The organism is Tateyamaria sp. (assembly GCF_039945315.1).
Taxonomy (GTDB): Bacteria; Pseudomonadota; Alphaproteobacteria; order Rhodobacterales; family Rhodobacteraceae; genus Tateyamaria.
In genome coordinates, this window is sequence record NZ_JBDUXB010000054.1 from 1 (window position 1) to 16216 (window position 16216).

Annotated in this window: 17 protein-coding genes; 4 read left to right on the plus strand and 13 right to left on the minus strand. The window is 57.1% G+C overall.

Annotation, left to right across the window (positions count from 1 at the left end; all coding sequences use genetic code 11):
• The 3 genes from bchI to bchO all read left to right on the plus strand — a co-directional run.
• A partial coding sequence (bchI, locus tag ABJD00_RS17610; protein ID WP_413855850.1) for a magnesium chelatase ATPase subunit I occupies positions 1-899 on the plus strand: 899 nt, incomplete at its 5' end.
• A 15-nt stretch (positions 900-914) separates the two neighbouring features.
• Positions 915-2558, plus strand: a complete 1644-nt coding sequence (locus ABJD00_RS17615) for a magnesium chelatase subunit D (RefSeq protein WP_413836570.1) — start codon at positions 915-917, stop codon at positions 2556-2558.
• A 3-nt stretch (positions 2559-2561) separates the two neighbouring features.
• A complete protein-coding gene (gene bchO / locus ABJD00_RS17620) occupies positions 2562-3449 on the plus strand; it encodes an alpha/beta fold hydrolase BchO (protein ID WP_413836573.1) in 888 nt (295 codons plus the stop codon).
• Here the strand turns inward: bchO and ABJD00_RS17625 are convergent.
• Both ABJD00_RS17625 and ABJD00_RS17630 read right to left on the minus strand, forming a co-directional pair.
• The gene (locus ABJD00_RS17625; protein ID WP_413836575.1) at positions 3434-4498 is read right to left on the minus strand and encodes a ParB/RepB/Spo0J family partition protein; all 1065 of its coding nucleotides are present in this window, start codon (positions 4496-4498) and stop codon (positions 3434-3436) included. The two genes, bchO and ABJD00_RS17625, sit on opposite strands and share 16 nt — an antisense overlap.
• Positions 4495-5799: an AAA family ATPase gene (locus ABJD00_RS17630; protein WP_413836577.1), complete on the minus strand. Its 1305-nt coding sequence runs from the start codon at positions 5797-5799 to the stop codon at positions 4495-4497. The genes ABJD00_RS17625 and ABJD00_RS17630 overlap by 4 nt, the downstream gene beginning before the upstream one ends.
• 492 nt (positions 5800-6291) lie before the next feature.
• Here ABJD00_RS17630 and ABJD00_RS17635 point away from each other — a divergent pair, with 492 nt between their 5' ends.
• Positions 6292-6969 (plus strand): hypothetical protein, encoded by a 678-nt coding sequence (locus ABJD00_RS17635; RefSeq protein ID WP_413836579.1) that lies wholly within the window; start codon positions 6292-6294, stop codon positions 6967-6969.
• 110 nt (positions 6970-7079) lie between these two features.
• Here ABJD00_RS17635 and ABJD00_RS17640 read toward each other — a convergent pair whose 3' ends face one another.
• The 11 genes from ABJD00_RS17640 to bchL form a co-directional block, all read right to left on the minus strand.
• Positions 7080-7523 carry a c-type cytochrome gene (locus tag ABJD00_RS17640; RefSeq protein ID WP_413836581.1) on the minus strand — a complete coding sequence of 148 codons (444 nt, stop codon included), beginning with the start codon at positions 7521-7523 and terminating at the stop codon, positions 7080-7082.
• A gap of 113 nt (positions 7524-7636) precedes the next feature.
• Positions 7637-8851 (minus strand): 5-aminolevulinate synthase, encoded by a 1215-nt coding sequence (gene hemA, locus ABJD00_RS17645; RefSeq protein ID WP_413836584.1) that lies wholly within the window; start codon positions 8849-8851, stop codon positions 7637-7639.
• Positions 8841-9653 (minus strand): putative photosynthetic complex assembly protein PuhE, encoded by an 813-nt coding sequence (gene puhE / locus ABJD00_RS17650; protein WP_413836587.1) that lies wholly within the window; start codon positions 9651-9653, stop codon positions 8841-8843. Before puhE ends, hemA begins: the two co-directional genes overlap by 11 nt.
• Before the next feature lie 40 nt (positions 9654-9693).
• Positions 9694-10797: a magnesium-protoporphyrin IX monomethyl ester (oxidative) cyclase gene (acsF, locus tag ABJD00_RS17655; protein ID WP_413836590.1), complete on the minus strand. Its 1104-nt coding sequence runs from the start codon at positions 10795-10797 to the stop codon at positions 9694-9696.
• Positions 10794-11090, minus strand: a complete 297-nt coding sequence (locus ABJD00_RS17660; RefSeq protein WP_413836593.1) for a hypothetical protein — start codon at positions 11088-11090, stop codon at positions 10794-10796. The genes acsF and ABJD00_RS17660 overlap by 4 nt, the downstream gene beginning before the upstream one ends.
• Positions 11091-11108: 18 nt before the next feature.
• Complete coding sequence (gene puhC / locus ABJD00_RS17665; protein ID WP_413836596.1) at positions 11109-11585, minus strand: photosynthetic complex assembly protein PuhC; 477 nt, start codon at positions 11583-11585, stop codon at positions 11109-11111.
• A 5-nt stretch (positions 11586-11590) separates the two neighbouring features.
• The gene (puhB, locus tag ABJD00_RS17670) at positions 11591-12223 is read right to left on the minus strand and encodes a photosynthetic complex putative assembly protein PuhB (RefSeq protein ID WP_413836598.1); all 633 of its coding nucleotides are present in this window, start codon (positions 12221-12223) and stop codon (positions 11591-11593) included.
• A 67-nt stretch (positions 12224-12290) separates the two neighbouring features.
• Positions 12291-13061: a photosynthetic reaction center subunit H gene (gene puhA / locus ABJD00_RS17675; protein ID WP_413836601.1), complete on the minus strand. Its 771-nt coding sequence runs from the start codon at positions 13059-13061 to the stop codon at positions 12291-12293.
• Positions 13062-13086: 25 nt separating this feature from the next.
• Positions 13087-14511, minus strand: coding sequence for a PucC family protein (locus ABJD00_RS17680; protein ID WP_413836603.1), 1425 nt, complete (start codon positions 14509-14511; stop codon positions 13087-13089).
• The gene (gene bchM / locus ABJD00_RS17685) at positions 14508-15233 is read right to left on the minus strand and encodes a magnesium protoporphyrin IX methyltransferase (protein WP_413836605.1); all 726 of its coding nucleotides are present in this window, start codon (positions 15231-15233) and stop codon (positions 14508-14510) included. Before bchM ends, ABJD00_RS17680 begins: the two co-directional genes overlap by 4 nt.
• Positions 15233-16132 carry a ferredoxin:protochlorophyllide reductase (ATP-dependent) iron-sulfur ATP-binding protein gene (gene bchL / locus ABJD00_RS17690; protein ID WP_413836608.1) on the minus strand — a complete coding sequence of 300 codons (900 nt, stop codon included), beginning with the start codon at positions 16130-16132 and terminating at the stop codon, positions 15233-15235. The genes bchM and bchL overlap by 1 nt, the downstream gene beginning before the upstream one ends.
• Positions 16133-16216 lie beyond the last annotated feature (84 nt).

A 16216-nucleotide genomic window follows, 5' to 3' on the forward strand; every position in this document is an offset into this window, starting at 1 on the left:
GCGATCGCGGAACTGGGAAGTCCACGGCAGTGCGCGCGCTGGCGGCCTTGTTGCCTCCCATCACCGCCGTCGTCGGATGCCCCATCAACGCGGCCAATTGGGAAGACTGTCCCGAATGGGCTAATATAGAGACAAAAAAGAAGATCAAACGCCCCACCCCGGTGATCGATCTCCCCTTAGGTGCAACAGAGGATCGCGTAGTCGGCGCGCTGGACATCGAACGCGCCCTGACGCGCGGAGAAAAGGCCTTTGAGCCCGGTTTATTGGCCCGTGCCAACCGTGGGTATCTGTACATTGATGAGGTCAATCTGCTTGAGGACCACATCGTCGACCTGCTGCTCGACGTTGCCCAATCCGGCGAAAACGTGGTTGAGCGTGAGGGCCTGTCGATCCGCCATCCTTCCCGCTTTGTGCTGGTCGGGTCGGGCAATCCTGAAGAAGGCGAACTGCGCCCACAACTACTGGACCGGTTCGGACTATCGGTCGAAGTGCGCAGCCCCAACGATATCGCTCAACGGATCGAAGTCATCAAACGGCGCGACCGGTTCGAGTGCGATCACGAGGCGTTCATGGCTGAATACGAAAAAGAAGATGCCAAAATTCGTCGCCGCATCCTTGCCGCACGCAAGCTGCTGCCGCAGATCGAAACACCAGACGACATTCTGCACGACTGTGCCGAACTGTGCATTGCCCTTGGATCTGACGGACTTCGTGGTGAATTGACCCTTTTGCGTGCGGCGCGCGCGCTTGCAGCTTACGACAAAGCACGCGTTCTGACCCGTGACCATCTGCGCAGCATCGCCGCAGTTGCGCTGTCTCACCGCTTGCGCCGCGATCCGCTGGATGAGGCTGGAAGCAGCACCCGCGTTTCGCGCACTGTTGAAACAGTGCTGGCATGACCCCTGCCCCACCATATGAGTGACGAGACATGGCATAACGCTGCTCTCGCGCTTAAATTGCTGGCTATCGATCCGGGCGGGTTGGGCGGTGTGGTGGTTCGAATGCGCGCCTCCCCTGCTCGGGACGCGCTTTTGGATGAATTCAAACCGTCATTTGGGTTGCGCAAATTGCCAATTGGCATCTCTGACGAACAACTGTTTGGTGGAATTGATTTAAGCGCGACACTGTCATCATCCCAAATTATTGAAAATAAAGGATTTTTTTCCACCGAGTCAATCGCTGAGATCCCAATGGCCGAACGATGTTCCACACCATTGGCAGCCAAGATTGCGGCATTGGCGGATCAGGGTCTAACTAAGGGTTTTTTAGCTCTGGATGAGGGCATTGAAGAAGACGAACGTGTACCAGAGGTGCTCGCTGATCGGCTGGCTTTTCACATTACTCCGACGGGTCGCGCACCAACTGTCCCCGCAGGGACACTCCCCGCTGGTGATCCGATTGACCGCGATGTGGCTCTGGAACAGCTGACAGCATTAGCCGCACGGTTTGGGATTTCATCTATGCGCGCGCCCACGTTGGCAATGCGCGCTGCACTGGCCCATGCGTTATTGAAGAAGCGGGACCATGTGACGGAACAGGATGTGACTGTTGCCGCAACACTTGTCTATCCACACCGGGCCACGATGGTCCCTGAGGCCGAACTACCCGACAGTGATGACAATCCGCCCTCTCCGCCTCTAGAAAGCGATACCCCTGACGAAAAGGCCAGTGATCCTGATGTCAATTTTCCCGACTCTGACATTCTGATCGCCGCCGTAAAGTCTTTGCTGCCTCAGGGCCTGCTGAACGGACTTGTCCCCGCGGGGACAACGCGGCAAGCGGGCGGCGCAGGTGCGGGACAAAAACGCACTTCGAACAGACGCGGTCGCCCCCTGCCCTCACGGCCTGGGCATTTGGATGGAACAACGCGGATTGACTTGATCGGCACATTGCGCGCTGCTGCCCCTTGGCAGCCACTGCGGCGCCAGCAACAACCTAATCGAGAAGGCCTATTGTTTCGCCCCGCTGACATCCGCCTGAAACGATATCAGGAACAATCCGATCGTCTTTTGATATTTTGCGTGGACGCCTCCGGTTCGACCGCTGTGTCCCGTCTGGGCGAGGCCAAAGGCGCGATTGAGTTATTGCTAGCCGAAGCCTATGCCAGCCGTGATCAGGTGGCCTTGATCTCGTTCCGGGGCGAGTCTGCGGAGATCCTGCTGCCCCCTACCCGCTCGCTGGTGCAAACCAAACGTCGATTGTCTGCATTGCCTGGCGGCGGAGGCACGCCACTGGCCGCCGGGTTGCAAAGCGCGCTGATCCTCGCCATCCAATCACGCGCCAAGGGAATGACTCCAACGGTTGTCCTGATCACCGATGGACGCGCCAATATTGCGCTGAATGGCAGTGCAAACCGCATCCAGGCGGGCGCGGACGCCGAACAGGTTGCTCAAGGGCTGCGCGCCTCAGGGGTTGCCAGCCTAGTCATAGATATGTCCAACCGCCCACACTCCGCCCTAAACGCACTGAGTGGCACCCTTGGGGCTCCTTACGTCGCGCTGCCACGTGCGGACGCACACAGGCTGTCTGGTGCCGTGAGCGCCGCTCTGGGCGGTTAAACCATGGACTGGGTCCAGATCAAAAGTTGGCCAAATGCCGAACTGTCACGACGCATACAGGGACCTGTGCATCGTTGGCATGTGCAGGAGGCTGGGCAGGGCAAGACGATGTTGCTTCTGCATGGAGCCGGGGGGTCTGCGCACAATTTTAGGGACATGATCAAACCGCTCGCGATGCAGTTCCACGTGGTTGCGGTCGATCTCCCGGGGCAGGGGTTCACACAACTTGGTGCTCGGCATCGCTGTGGGCTGCAAGCCATGGCGCAAGACGTCCTAGCGCTTTGTGCTCAGGAAGGTTGGACCCCCGAGATCATCGTTGGCCATTCAGCTGGCGGTGCGATCGCTTTAGACATCGCAACTCAGGTGATGTCCCCGCGGGGACAATCACCGTTTGTTATTGGCATAAACGCCGCTCTGGGAGAGTTTCCGGGACTTGCAGGCCTGCTATTCCCTTTGATGGCAAAAGCTCTTGCAGCCGTGCCGTTCACCGCCCGTTTGTTTTCCGGCGCATCGGCCAATCCGGAGCGCATAAAAGCGCTCATCGCTTCAACTGGTTCTGAACTGGATCCGCAGGGGCTCGATCTTTATCGACGTCTTGTCGCAGACCGCGACCACGTGGATGCAACTCTTTTGATGATGGCACAATGGAAGCTACAACCATTGTTGGAAAAGCTGGGCGCCTATACCGGGCCAGTCAGGTTCATTGTCGGCGAAAAGGATGCGACCGTTCCTCCGACCGTGTCCCTTGGAATCGCTCAGAAGATGCAGGATGCAACTGTCACAAACCTACCCGATCTGGGTCACCTTGTGCATGAAGAGCAGCCCCAGCAGATGGCTGCTCTGATCATACAAATGGTTAAGGAGTATGAGGCGGCTCAGAGACCCAGCTGATCCAGCATGGCTCGCACAGCCGCTTCAAGTTTGCGCGCGTCCACTGCGCCAAAGTCCTGATCCATGCGCAACTCAACTTTGCCCTTTGCGCCAGTAACCTTCACCGGGCCAGATTTACGGTTGAGTTTCAGCGTGGTCTTGGCAGATGCGAGAGGACGCACCACTTCACCGTCCGGCTTGAATTCTAGCACCTGCTGCAAAATCCCAAGCTCTGCCTCAGCTGTAGACGGGTCATGCGCATCGAGAACAGCGTCCAGTTGTTGACGCAGGCGAGGCATGTCTTCCAATGCTTTGATCAACCGCAGTCCAAGAGCGCGGGGGATCGCTTCTGGGAACTTCAGTTTATGCCCTATGAGGCACATTAGAGCCGCAAAGTGCCTAATATAGTTCCGTTTCTGCCTCCCCGCAGATGCGTACAATATCGAAATAGCCTCGCTGATGTCGATGTGCATCTGGTCAGCGTAAGACGCCGCCAACTGTCCCATTTCAGCAAAGGAGATATCCCGTCGCACAAGGTTCTCGTCAATCATCCGACGATAAAGACGTTCCAGCGCTTCACCCTTGGCCACCAGACTTGCCGGGATGGTCGCAAAGCGAGTATCGCCAGTGTCCGCATGAAGAGCCTTATAAGCTTTCAGACGCCGGAATCCCTGAACCAACTCATATCCCGCACCAGTGTCCTCAACCTGAATTGGATTGGACAGGCCAAGATCACGGATCGAGGTTTTCAGCTCGGCGAAATCCGGATCTTCTGCCTTACCGCGGTCACGCGTCAGTTTGGAAATGCGCACCTCGTCGATGGGGATACGGGCAACAATCCCACCGTCACGTTTCAGCGAAACGTATTCATGCGCCAGCCGGTCGTTTTCTGCACGGATTGCCGCCTCGGCGGTTTGCCGTTCACTCATGGCCGCTGCATTCTCGGAAATCGCCGCGGCCATGGGACCACGACGCGTTGGTTCCGCCTGTGCTTCCGGTGCGTCCTGACTAGGTGACGGGGTTAAACCCTCAGGCTCGAAATCAATGTCGAAAACACGCCGCTTGCTCATGCCTCATCCTCCAGTTTGTCCCAGGCTGTTCCCAGGTTCGTTTTGAATTCATCGTAGGCCCGATCGAAGGATGCGCGGGCGCGCCGCCATGTTTCGCGGGTCATATCGCGGTAATCCATTTCGTAAATGCTCGACAGAAACCGCCCTGATTGCTCGACCGCGCGGGTCATTTCAATCGGGTGTTGGCAAACCCTGTCACCAAAGACCTTTTCGAATGCGCCCTGCATGGCGCGGTGCAAATCATTTCCCGGCTCGTACCGCGTCAACAGGAACCGCAAGTCTAAAAAAGTCTTTGGCAGACCCATTGTCCCGGCAGGGACAAGGCCGTTGAACCGCGCGAGATCCTCAAGTGCTTCGGACAGCTGTCCAATGAAAGAGGTGGTCGAATCGTATTCCCAGTAGCCCGGCCCGGAAGGGATATAGAGGACGTCGGCTGCAAAAACCGCATTCATAGATTGATAGCCGATGGCCGGGGGGCAGTCGAAAATTATCAGATCGTAAGCATCCGGTGCCAGCTGATCCAGAAAGCGGGAAACAGCTGCGAAGAAGGACCATTCCGGGTTGATGTGGCGGTACTGGGCCGAGGCGAATTCAACAAAGGCGGCGTTCGCACAACTGGGCACCAAATCGATTGTTGGCCAGTTGGTCGGCTTAATAAAATCTGATGCCCGCAACGCATCAAGGCCCATGTCAGTGATTGCGGCTGGCAATCTGCGTTGGGGCAGGGCGGCCCCGGACTCAGCCCCGGTGGTCGCCGAGTTTTGCCGCTCCGTTTCCTGCCCAAGGTCGCGGGCCATGATTCCCCAAACGGTGTATTCTTCGGCCACATCAGACAGCCCCATAGAATGGGACAGAGTCGCCTGCGGATCAAAGTCCACACAAAGGACGCGGTAGCCATCCAATGCGGCAGCATGGGCAAAGTGGAGAGCAGTCGTGGACTTGCCAGCGCCACCTTTGAAGTTTGCAATGGCGGCGCGAATGGCCCGCTTGCCCGCGGGGCGATACGGCATAAGACTTTTGCGGTTCACTTTGATACGCCGCCGCATCTCGTTGATTTCCTCGAGCGTGTACCAGCGCTGCCGACCATCTTCTTCCACGATACCCTGCGGGAGGGTCGGGTCCGCAGCGAGACGCCCCCGCAACGTCGACTGGTTGGCTTTAAAAATCAGCTCAGCCACCTCCCAGGACGAAAATCGGCGCAGGGTCTTTTCGTTTTGCGGTGAGTAGGTCTGTTGGCGAATGAACCCTTGCATCTTCAGCGATTGCGCCTGAAGTCGGGCGAGGTCGGAATGTGTAAACATAAGGTGCCTGCGTTGCGCGTCCCCGCGGGGACAGTTTGGTGCGTCTGCGTATCGGACGCTAAATCTGCTCAGTTTTTTATTTACGCCTGTTTTGCAAAAAATGCAAAAGGGGAATACGGTTTGACTGGAAAGTGACGCGAGCAAGTCGATTGCAGCGAGTTCTGGCGATTCTTGAGGTTTAGGGTCAGCAACTTGAACTTCGCACACGCACAATATTATGGGGACAAGTTTTTCGCACCCGCCACCCATAGGGTGACAAAAGGATACAACTGGGTGACACTCAAGGTGTCACCCTATACCATTTAACCAACTTTTTTCTTGATAGATTTGAGTGAAGTAAGCCACTGCGCACATCGATACTTGACAGAATCGTAGTTCTGGACGCAAATCAGTAGCAGAAGCGGGATAACGGCGAGAACCGGGGGTAAACCCAAACCGCAGGCAGGTGAATTCCGGGTATCTCCCGGAGACTACAGGAAAACGAGGGCAGTTATGCAAACGCTAAGGTCGGTAGGCCGGGGCGCGTCTGCGCGCAAATATGACATCATCACAGCACTGGGTGCATACGCACTCGCGCAAGGCAAACACGATCAGCGTCGTGTTCTAAGGCTGATCACGCTGATCACGGCGCGCTATAACTGGTCACGTGATGAGCTGAATGTGGGCCAACGCGAGATAGCACGGCTTTGGTCCGTGGATGCACGCACCGTGAAACGGGAAATGGCCATCTGGCGCGCAAGTGGCTGGCTTGTCGTCAAACAGCAAGGCGCTCGGGGCCGGGTTACCCGTCATGGTCTTGATATTGAAAAGATGCTTGCGGACACTGCCACACATTGGCCCGCGGTCGGCCCTGATTTTGAATTGCGGATGGGACAGAGCGAGGAACCGAAGGTAATCCCGCTGCCGGTCAAGGGCAATGTTGCACCCCCGGATGTCGCGTCAGGCACGGAATGGGCCGTTGCACAAGCGGTGCTGCACCGAGAAGATGCTGGTCTCTATGCAAGCTGGATTGCGGCACTTGACCGGGTGGAACGGGCAGGGGGGCGATTGACCCTTCGCGCGCCATCACGCTTCCATGGTGCCTATGTGCAAACGCATCTGGAAGGACGAATTCTGTCAACTTGTCAGGATGTGGATCCGGATGTGACCGAGGTCAGGGTTATTTTTTGAAGAAGAAGCCGACGTTTCACAATCAAAGGCAGTGTGTATTGATCCATACATGAAAAACGCCGCCGGAATGTTCCAGCGGCGTCGACTTCTCAAACAGCGATGTAATGCTATCAGTTTGTCGCGTCAGCCGAGAGGGAGGCGAGGTAAGCATAGAGGTTGACTGCATCCTCTTCCTTGCGAACCTTGTAAGTCATCTTGCTGCGTCCCTTGTCGCCTGTAATTTCACGCAAATAGGCGGTCGGGTCCTGGACATAGGTGACGAACACCTCTTCCGTGATGACTGTGTCAGATTCTGCAGCGATTTGGTTGATGTCGGAGTAACGGAAGCCGTCTACCTGACCAAATTTGCCGCCAACGATACCGTATAGGTTAGGACCTGTTTTGGCGTTCTTACCTGCAAGGGTATCGCCAGCTTCGTTCTGGACGACGTGGCAGGAAATGCACTGCCGGAACGCCTTTTCTCCTGCGGCTGCGTCACCGGACGCGGCATGCCCATCTGCGAAGGCGGGCAGGGCCAGCGTTGTCGCGGCCAGAATTGTAAGAGTACGGAACATTGGTGTCTCCTTCACTTGTGTTCTTAGGCATGAACTTAGCGACTTAACGATCAAGTCAACAATAACTTTGAATTGATGCGGGTGTGGGCGGGAATTGTGGCTCCCAATTCCCCTTAGGCCACCGCATGGCTGATGGCGCACTGTTTCCACAGATCCTTGAGCGCATAAACCAGATGTTCGATGTCTTCGATGCTATGCAAAGGCGAGGGCGTGAACCGGAGCCGTTCGGTGCCTTTTGGCACGGTGGGGTAGTTGATCGGCTGCACGTAGATCCCATAGCGCTGCATGAGGTAGTCCGACAGCATCCGACACTTCACCGGGTCTTTGATCATCACGGGGATGATGTGGGACGGATTGTCGAGATGTGGAATGCCTTCTTGATCCAGACGCTTGCGCAGATAGGCAACGCGTTCACGTTGCAGCAGCCGTTCCTGATCGGATTGCTTGAGGTGCTGGATCGAGGTGCGCGCTGCTGCGGCCACAGCGGGGGGCAGGGCGGTCGTAAAGATGAACCCGCTTGAGAATGAGCGGATGAAGTCACACATCGCCTCAGAGCCCGTAATATAGCCGCCTACGACGCCATAGGCCTTGCCCAGTGTCCCTTCGATCAGAGTGATGCGATCCATCAGCCCTTCGCGCTCGGCCACACCGCCTCCGCGGGGTCCGTACATGCCCACCGCGTGGACTTCGTCGATGTAGCTCATCGCGCCGTGTTTTTCGCAGACGTCGAGGATTTCGGCGATGGGGGCGATGTCCCCGTCCATGGAATAGACGGACTCGAAGGCCACGATCTTTGGTGCGTTTGCGGGCAGGGCGGCCAGTTTGCGATCCAGATCTTCTGGGTCATTGTGACGCCAGATCACCTTGTTGGCGCGGGAATGGCGGATGCCTTCGATCATGGACGCGTGGTTCAACTCATCACTGAGGATCACCGCGTCCGGCAGGCGTGCGCCAAGGGTGCCGAGAGCCGCCCAGTTCGATACATAACCAGACGTGAACAACAAAGCGCTTTCCTTGCCGTGCAGGTCCGCCAGCTCGGCTTCAAGAAGCTTGTGGGCGTGGTTGGTGCCGCTGATGTTACGTGTGCCGCCCGCGCCGGCACCGTAGAGGTCCACGGCATCCTTCAGCGCCTTAGTGACGCTTTCATGCTGTCCCATGCCCAGATAATCGTTTGAACACCACACTGTCACCTCGTCAGGCGCGTCTTCATCGTGACACTTCGCCTTGGGAAACGATCCGGATTTGCGTTCAAGCTCGGCAAAAATCCGATAATTCCCTTCCTCTTTCAGAGCGTCGATCTGAGATTGGAACAATACATCAAAGTCCATGATGTCCCCCTTGGTGTGTTTGGTGTTCTGGTTTTGGTTTGGGCGTTGGCAGCATCCAGCGCCAGAGCCGTTCGTCGGGGATGGGAAGGACCATCACCCAGTGTTCAATGGTTGCAAGCACTGTTAGGGCTGTCAGCAGGGCAAAACCTGTGACGTGGCCGGCAGTTTCGGCGGCGTAAAGGCGTTCGATCCAGCACGCGGCGGTAAAGGTCAGCGCAGTGACAGAGACCGGAAAGAACCAGCTCAAGCTGCGAATGCGGAAGTGGCTGGCGAGGTGGCTGAGCGCCTCGGGCAAAAAGTCGATGTTAATGTGGGGAACACCGAAGAAAAGGTTCAATTTGGCCGAAACGCGGGCAAAGAAAAGAACCGCAAACGTATAGAATGCAAATGGATTGGGTGCCTGCCAGAGGGTAAGGCCAAGTGCGACCAGGGCGACGGCCAGAAGCATCTCATGGTAGGCCAGCGTCCCCCATGCCCGGATGAACCGCTCCAACTCAGCCACTTGAGGGGGCAGGGGGCTGGTGTTTGGTCCTGTTATGATCCCCGTCAGAAACGCCATTTCAATCCAGCCCCAAAGGGCGAGGGCCGACAGAAACGCGACATAGATGCCAAAAATGTCGGTGACATTTGCAGACCACAAAGCGCCATAGGCCCCAAAGGCTACCAAAGGCACCGCAGCCAACGTGGTGTTGCGCCGTGCCCTCGGGCCAGCCCTGTCTGCATACTTGACCGCCATTAGTATCGTGCCGGTGGAGAACCACCAGATGAACAGCGCGATAAAAGCGGCGATCCAGGGGGTCATACTGCCCCCTGTCCGTTTGCGTTATACAGATCAAAGTAGCTCAATATACTGGCTCCAAACGGACGGAGGCAGGCACATCGTGCTTTTTCGCTGGAATCGTAATCAGTGAGACAAAGGCCAGACCTGCGCGGATCTGCGCCCCGATCTTCTTCAGCCCCTTTGCATTGGCCATATCCGCGTTCGCCTTTTGCAAACGGACAAGTCCCGGTTGCCAGCGCGGATGCTCGATGTCCAAGGTGATGGGAAAGATCTGCTCAGAGAGCTTAGACGTCTTGGTATAGACCTCGTGCGCATACCAATCCGGATCAACGCCCAAAGCCTTATGGAACACAGGGCGTTGGTGGTCTCGCACGTACATTGTGGCGTAAACGGCTGTGAGGAAGAATTTGATCCAGTAAACATTGATCCCGGATGTCAACTTGGGATCAGTCTTCATGAGTAGTGCAAAGGCTTCACCGTGGGAAAACTCGTCATTGCACCACTCTTCGAACCATTTGAAGATTGGATGGAACCGGTGTTCTGGATGCGCCTCAAGATGGCGAAAGATCGTTATGTAGCGTGCGTAACCGATCTTTTCGGATAGGTACGTCGCGTAGTAGATGAACTTGGGGCGGAAGTACGTGTACTTCTTTTTCTGGGTCAGAAATCCAAGGTTCACGGCCACACCAGCCTCCCGCAGAGCGTCATTGATGAAACCTGCGTGCCGTGCCTCATCCCGAGCCATCAGTTGGAATAGTTGCGTGATGTCCTTGTTGTTGCCGCGCCGTTTCATCTCTTTGTAAAGCACACAACCCGAAAATTCGGCCGTGCAAGACGAGATCAGGAAATCCATGAACTCCTTCTTCAACTCCGGCTCCATTCCGTCCCAATCGACGGTGTCCCAGTCTTCGTTTTTCTTAAAATGGCCTTTGTTAGGGTCTGCTACCATCTGCGCGATCAGATGGTCCCAGTCCTCGCGTACAGGTGAAACATCTATGGCATCCATCTCGTCAAAGTCAGTGGTATAAAACCGAGGCGTAAGCAGCGTATTTTGCATCGCCACTTCAGTAGCGGAGTCGCTGTCAGTTACAGATTGTGCCTCTTGCAGGGCCAAAGACTCTTCGGCGTCCGTGATCTCGGATGTGTGTTTCATTGGGGCGTTCATAGCGTCACCTCCTCAGAGAATGAGAATTCGCAGAGCTCCATAACTTCTAGGTCGCCTGTGAGACGCGTCCACAGGCGTTCCAGTGCCGAAGCGCGATAAATCACTGCTTCGCGGTCTTCAGAAACGATCTCTCCGAACGGTGCCATGATTTCTGGCCCCTGCACCTGCACTTCGTCGCCGGGATAGATCACAGCGCCGTTGTTGAACCGCACGTGCGCATGCAGGCTTTCAAACTTGTGGCTGATTTCGACGGTGCAGGGGGCACGCTCGATATCCTTTGTCAGTAGTCCCATGGTGGCTTCCTCCTTGGGTTAGGGTTGATCCAGCAACCTGGCGAAGGTGCGGAGATTGTCGGCGCCAAAGCCCATAAGCTCGGCTGACCAGTCGGTTTCGGGGTCGTAAATGGAGAGGCGGTTGCCTTCGCGCAGGCGCAACATCACGGGCGCGGATGCCTCTGCTCCAATCTTCATGCGCTCGCGATCAATGACGCGTTCGATGCCCGCAACAAAGCCACCTTTGTCTGCAGGAAAGTCAGCAATGACAGAGCCGTTGGCATCCAGCACCAAGGCTGCCCCCGTGGCGTTGCCAGAGATGAAAATGGCACGTTCTATCAAGATTTCACCTTGCGGGGGGGTGGCTTCTAACGGGCGGTCCGTCAGAACTGCAATTGCAACCAGCGAGGTGACCGCCAACAGCAGTGCCAGAACTGCGCGTATCAGGACGCGGGGTACCAATTCATCATTGCTGGAGCGGATCCGGGGGCTGGGATGTGCATGTGTGTCAGACATCGCGCTTACTCCGCCGCCATTGCATCAAGAGGAACGGCCCGCCCGACCTGAGGCACGTTTATGCGCGCCTCGGCTGCTTCTGCCAGAATATGCGCGACACGTTCGGCGTCCGGAATGCAGCGCAAGGCGGGTTGGGTCGATCCAAAATGCCAGGGGCGGGCGTGGGGCCAGATTACCAGATAGCTGAGTTTTGTTGCGCCTGTGGTGTCGAGCCCGATGGTCCCCGTCCCGTCCCGGCGCAGATCCAGGGCTGCATTGCCTAACTCCCGGTAGGGCAGGTTCAATGTCAGGGTCAGTGCTGCCCCGATGCGCATCGCCACGCGCGAGGTGGTGATGGTGTAAACGGTGGAACGGGCCTGGATCAGCGCTGTCAAGTAAAGCAGGCCGTAGACGATACCGCCCAACACGATCAGCGGAAGCGTAGCGGCAAAGGCCTGACCCAGTGGCATCAGATCAACCACGCTTACAAAACGCCAGACGGCCAGCACCACGAAATAGCCGGCGACCCAATAAAGGTTCAGGGCGTCTCGGGCCAACGCAAAAGTCGAGGGTCTGCCTTGCCACAGGATCTCCTCGCCCTCCGGTGGGCGTTCTGGGAGCCCTTTTACAGGCTCAATCTCAAAATCATCGTGGGGCATGGCGCACATCCTTTTGATGGGTTGAAGGGAAGGGTGGGCCAGAGGGCCCGCCCCGGTGAAACATGCTCTACAGCAGGGTTTCCTGACGTTTTGAATCTGCGTAGAGGGTACCGCCGCCGTAGTAGGCACTGATCTTATCTTCTTCGAGAACAGTGACCTGCGTTGCGCTTGCATGCTGCGGGACGGTGCCAAAGTGTTTGCCGAACAGGCTGCGAATGGTGACCTTGTCCCGCCCGATGCGCGCCATTGTCAGAGGCACAAGCCGGTTGCCTGTCCCATATTTTGGATCTAGCGTATATTCGAGGTACCGCACCATCTGTTCGGGCTCGTCAATCCACAAATCTGTAACTCGACCCACCACTTCGTCATCGCCAGACACGACAGGCAGCCCACGTGGATCGCGCCCCGCCTTGACTGAAAACGCGTCTTTGGCGGCCATTGGAATGATCTTGGGATGGCCGTGACCGTCCAGCTCGGGCCAGTCCTTGCGCGGCGCCCATGCGGCAGGGCCGACGCCGTCGAGCATTGGATCACCTGTAGGTTCCAGCGGATAGCCGTTGGCTGGCGTACCACGCTTCAGCGCGATTTCGGACCGCTCTGGCGCCTGACCAGACGGTACAGTCACCTCGCCCCGTCCATGAGGCAGTTTGAAGGTCTTGTCGCTGGGAATGGGCCACATGGCCGGATTTGAGGACTTGTTGCCTTCGTCATCCTCCATTGGGTACCCCTCGCGCATGTTTTCGCGCTGGATGTAAATGATGAGCCCGGCAAAGAATATCCAGAAGAGCCATATCGCGAGGCTCGCCAGATCGAATTCGCCAAAGAATGTCTCAGTCATGTTCGTGTTCCTTTCCTGGACAAGGTCATGTGGGGAAGTCCGCAAGGCCCAAAGGCCGGGCGGTACCCGCGTGCGTGAAGGGGGCCGAAGTGCGCACAAGCGGTCCCAGGATGACGAGAGTGACGAAAAGCAGGCCAATCTCAGCGTGATAGACAAATGAATAGCCGGTGGCGGGTGTGTTCAGCGCCTCGCCCCATGCGCCGGAGGCGGCAACGGCGCCAACCCAATCCCGCAAGGTGCCGCCCAAGGCGATCGCAACACCGGCGGCGGTGGCTTGGGCTGCTCCCCATGCCCCAAGGGCCAGACCACGACCTGCAGCACCCTGTGCGGGCATAGTCATCGCGGCTGTTAGGGTCGAAACTGCAAAGAGGCCGCTACCAAACCCGATCATCAAGGCCCCGGTGTAAAACAGGGCGTTGGCCTGCATGGGGGCTGCAAAGATGACCAGGCTGAAGGCCCAGATCCCAGCCAGAATGCCTGCACCCGCTAGTCTATATGGATTGGACCCTGCAGACAGACGTTTTCCGGCCAGAGCAAAGCCCACCAACGCGCCCCCCGCCCAAAGGGCCGTTAACAGCGTCGTTGCAGACACGGAAAGGCCGAGGATTTCGCCCCCATAGGGTTCAAGCAACACGTCCTGCATGTTGAAGGCCAGAGTGCCCATGAAAACTACGGCCAACAAGCGCCCGGCCTTGCCGCCCGTTGCATAGTCGTTCCAAGCATCGCGGAAGAGGGGGCGTGTTTCCTCTCGCTGTTCACGGGACATCGGCGCCACGCTTTCCTGCTTCCACAAGGCGATCAGGTTCAATGCAACGCCAACTACGGCTGCACCCTGTACCACCCGGATTAGGCGTAAATCGCTGTAATTGCTTAGTAATCCACCAATGATGATGGCCGAAATGCCCATGCCTACAAGAAACATAACATAGAGCAGCGCAACCACCCGCGGCCGTGTTTCGTCCGTTGCACGGTCCGACGCCAGAGCAAGACCGGCGGTCTGCGTCATGTGCAGTCCGAGGCCTGTCATCAAGAAAGCGAGGGCAGCGAGGACCTCACCGGCAAAGGGGATCTCGTGGTAAACGTCGCCACCTAGCACCAGCAGAGCAAACGGCATGACGGCCAGCCCGCCAAACTGCCAGAGCGAGCCAAACCAGATGTAGGGCACTCGTTTCCAGCCGATGGACGAGCGGTAATTGTCAGACTTGAACCCAAGCAGCGCGCGGAAGGGTGCGATCAGGACCGGCAATGCGATCATGATCGCCACAATCATCGCTGGCACGCTCAGTTCTACAATCATCACCCGGTTCAGGGTGCCCAGCAGCATTACACTCGCCATACCAACAGACACCTGAAACAGCGACAGGCGCAGCAATTGCCCTATCGGCAACCCATCCGATGCCGCATCGGCAAAGGGCAGATAGCGTGCCGAAAGGGATTTGAGCGTGCTCATGGGCGCAACTCCATCGCTTCGGAAATGTAAAACCCGGATGTGATCCGATCGATCGGGCGCAGCATGCGGCGCACGCCCTGTGCTTTGGCGGCTTTAGCCAGCTTTGGATGTGCGTGTGGGATCATTACGGGTGAACGGTCAGATCGCGGGAACGCCTTGCCAGCGTACCACATTGCCATCAGGGCAGGCGTGCGCGGGGCAACGGTGAACACGATCGGGCCATTTACCCGTGGTTCAAGACTGGCAAGAGATGTGCCAATATCCTCGGCCGAATAATAAATCAGGCTGTCCATCGCGATCACAGCGTCAAACTGCCCCAACTTTCGGTCCAGCATGTCGCCCGCATGAAAAGTCACCTGCCGCTTTAACTCGGGCGGCAGGCGGAGTTCAGCAATGTCGATCAATTGCGGCGAGATGTCTGCCGCCACAACGGTCGCCCCGCGCTTGGCCAACTCAATGGTCGCCATACCCGGACCACAGCCTGCATCCAAAATCCTCGCCCCGCGCAGATCGTCCGGAAGGCGCGACAACATCAATGCGCGCATCCGGTCACGCCCTTTGCGCACGGTTTCGCGAATACGGCTCACAGGCGCGTCAGAGGTCAGACGCTCCCATGTCTTCGTAGCAGAGCGGTCAAAATAATCCTCAACCCGCGCACGGGTTTGGTCATAACCGGGCGCGGGTTTGTTATCCGCAGGGGTATGTGTGACCGCTCGATCCATCAATCGAACCCAAGCAATTCAAAGATATCGCGATCTTCCATCGGGGCAGGGGCCAGCCCTTCTGTGCCATCGTAAAGAAGCTGAGCCAGACGCATGTATTCGGCACGGCAGCGCACGATGTCTTCGTCGTCATCCATTTCAAACAGAGTTTTCTTTTTCAGCCGCGAGCGGCGGATGGCATCCACATCGGGCATATGGGCGATGCGGTTGAAGCCAACAGTTTCGCAATAGCGATCAACCTCATTGGTCTCCTTGGACCGGTTGGCCACACAGCCCGCCAGACGCACTTTGTAGTTTTTGGATTTGGCCTGCACCGCGGCAATAATCCGGTTCATCGCATAGATACTGTCAAAGTCGTTCGCTGTAACGATCAAAGCCCGGTCTGCATGCTGCAAGGGGGCTGCAAAGCCTCCGCAAACCACATCACCGAGCACATCAAAGATGACGACATCGGTTTCTTCCAGCAGATGGTGCTGCTTGAGCAGCTTGACCGTCTGCCCAACCACATAGCCGCCACAGCCCGTACCCGCAGGCGGACCACCCGCTTCCACACACTTGACGCCGTTGAACCCATCAGACACGAAGTCTTCGGGGCGCAATTCTTCAGGGTGAAAATCAACCTCTTTCAGGATGTCGATCACCGTGGGTTGCAACATGCCCGTCAGGGTGAATGTGCTGTCATGCTTGGGATCACAGCCGATCTGCAAAACCCGCTTGCCCAGCATGGAAAAGGCAGCCGACAGGTTCGACGAGGTGGTCGATTTCCCAATCCCGCCTTTGCCGTACACAGAAAAGACCTTGGCCCCCTCAATTTTGGCATCGGCATCCTGATGGACCTGAACCGATCCTTCTCCATCTTGCCCGCGCAAGGATGGTGGAGTTCTGTCGAGTGGGCTCATGCGCCCCTCCTTTCAATAGGGGAAAGATCCCCAGCTTCATCTCGCAAGGAAATCTCCTGCCGGAGGTTCCCGTCATATGTGTCG

What these genes read in the sequence shown, in the direction of transcription:
- ABJD00_RS17615 (WP_413836570.1), top strand. Translation starts at nt 915, where the DNA reads ATGAGTGACGAGACATGGCATAACGCTGCTCTCGCGCTTAAATTGCTG.
- bchO (WP_413836573.1), top strand. Translation starts at nt 2,562, where the DNA reads ATGGACTGGGTCCAGATCAAAAGTTGGCCAAATGCCGAACTGTCACGA.
- ABJD00_RS17625 (WP_413836575.1), bottom strand. Translation starts at nt 4,498, where the DNA reads ATGAGCAAGCGGCGTGTTTTCGACATTGATTTCGAGCCTGAGGGTTTA.
- ABJD00_RS17630 (WP_413836577.1), bottom strand. Translation starts at nt 5,799, where the DNA reads ATGTTTACACATTCCGACCTCGCCCGACTTCAGGCGCAATCGCTGAAG.
- ABJD00_RS17635 (WP_413836579.1), top strand. Translation starts at nt 6,292, where the DNA reads ATGCAAACGCTAAGGTCGGTAGGCCGGGGCGCGTCTGCGCGCAAATAT.
- ABJD00_RS17640 (WP_413836581.1), bottom strand. Translation starts at nt 7,523, where the DNA reads ATGTTCCGTACTCTTACAATTCTGGCCGCGACAACGCTGGCCCTGCCC.
- hemA (WP_413836584.1), bottom strand. Translation starts at nt 8,851, where the DNA reads ATGGACTTTGATGTATTGTTCCAATCTCAGATCGACGCTCTGAAAGAG.
- puhE (WP_413836587.1), bottom strand. Translation starts at nt 9,653, where the DNA reads ATGACCCCCTGGATCGCCGCTTTTATCGCGCTGTTCATCTGGTGGTTC.
- acsF (WP_413836590.1), bottom strand. Translation starts at nt 10,797, where the DNA reads ATGAACGCCCCAATGAAACACACATCCGAGATCACGGACGCCGAAGAG.
- ABJD00_RS17660 (WP_413836593.1), bottom strand. Translation starts at nt 11,090, where the DNA reads ATGGGACTACTGACAAAGGATATCGAGCGTGCCCCCTGCACCGTCGAA.
- puhC (WP_413836596.1), bottom strand. Translation starts at nt 11,585, where the DNA reads ATGTCTGACACACATGCACATCCCAGCCCCCGGATCCGCTCCAGCAAT.
- puhB (WP_413836598.1), bottom strand. Translation starts at nt 12,223, where the DNA reads ATGCCCCACGATGATTTTGAGATTGAGCCTGTAAAAGGGCTCCCAGAA.
- puhA (WP_413836601.1), bottom strand. Translation starts at nt 13,061, where the DNA reads ATGACTGAGACATTCTTTGGCGAATTCGATCTGGCGAGCCTCGCGATA.
- ABJD00_RS17680 (WP_413836603.1), bottom strand. Translation starts at nt 14,511, where the DNA reads ATGAGCACGCTCAAATCCCTTTCGGCACGCTATCTGCCCTTTGCCGAT.
- bchM (WP_413836605.1), bottom strand. Translation starts at nt 15,233, where the DNA reads ATGGATCGAGCGGTCACACATACCCCTGCGGATAACAAACCCGCGCCC.
- bchL (WP_413836608.1), bottom strand. Translation starts at nt 16,132, where the DNA reads ATGAGCCCACTCGACAGAACTCCACCATCCTTGCGCGGGCAAGATGGA.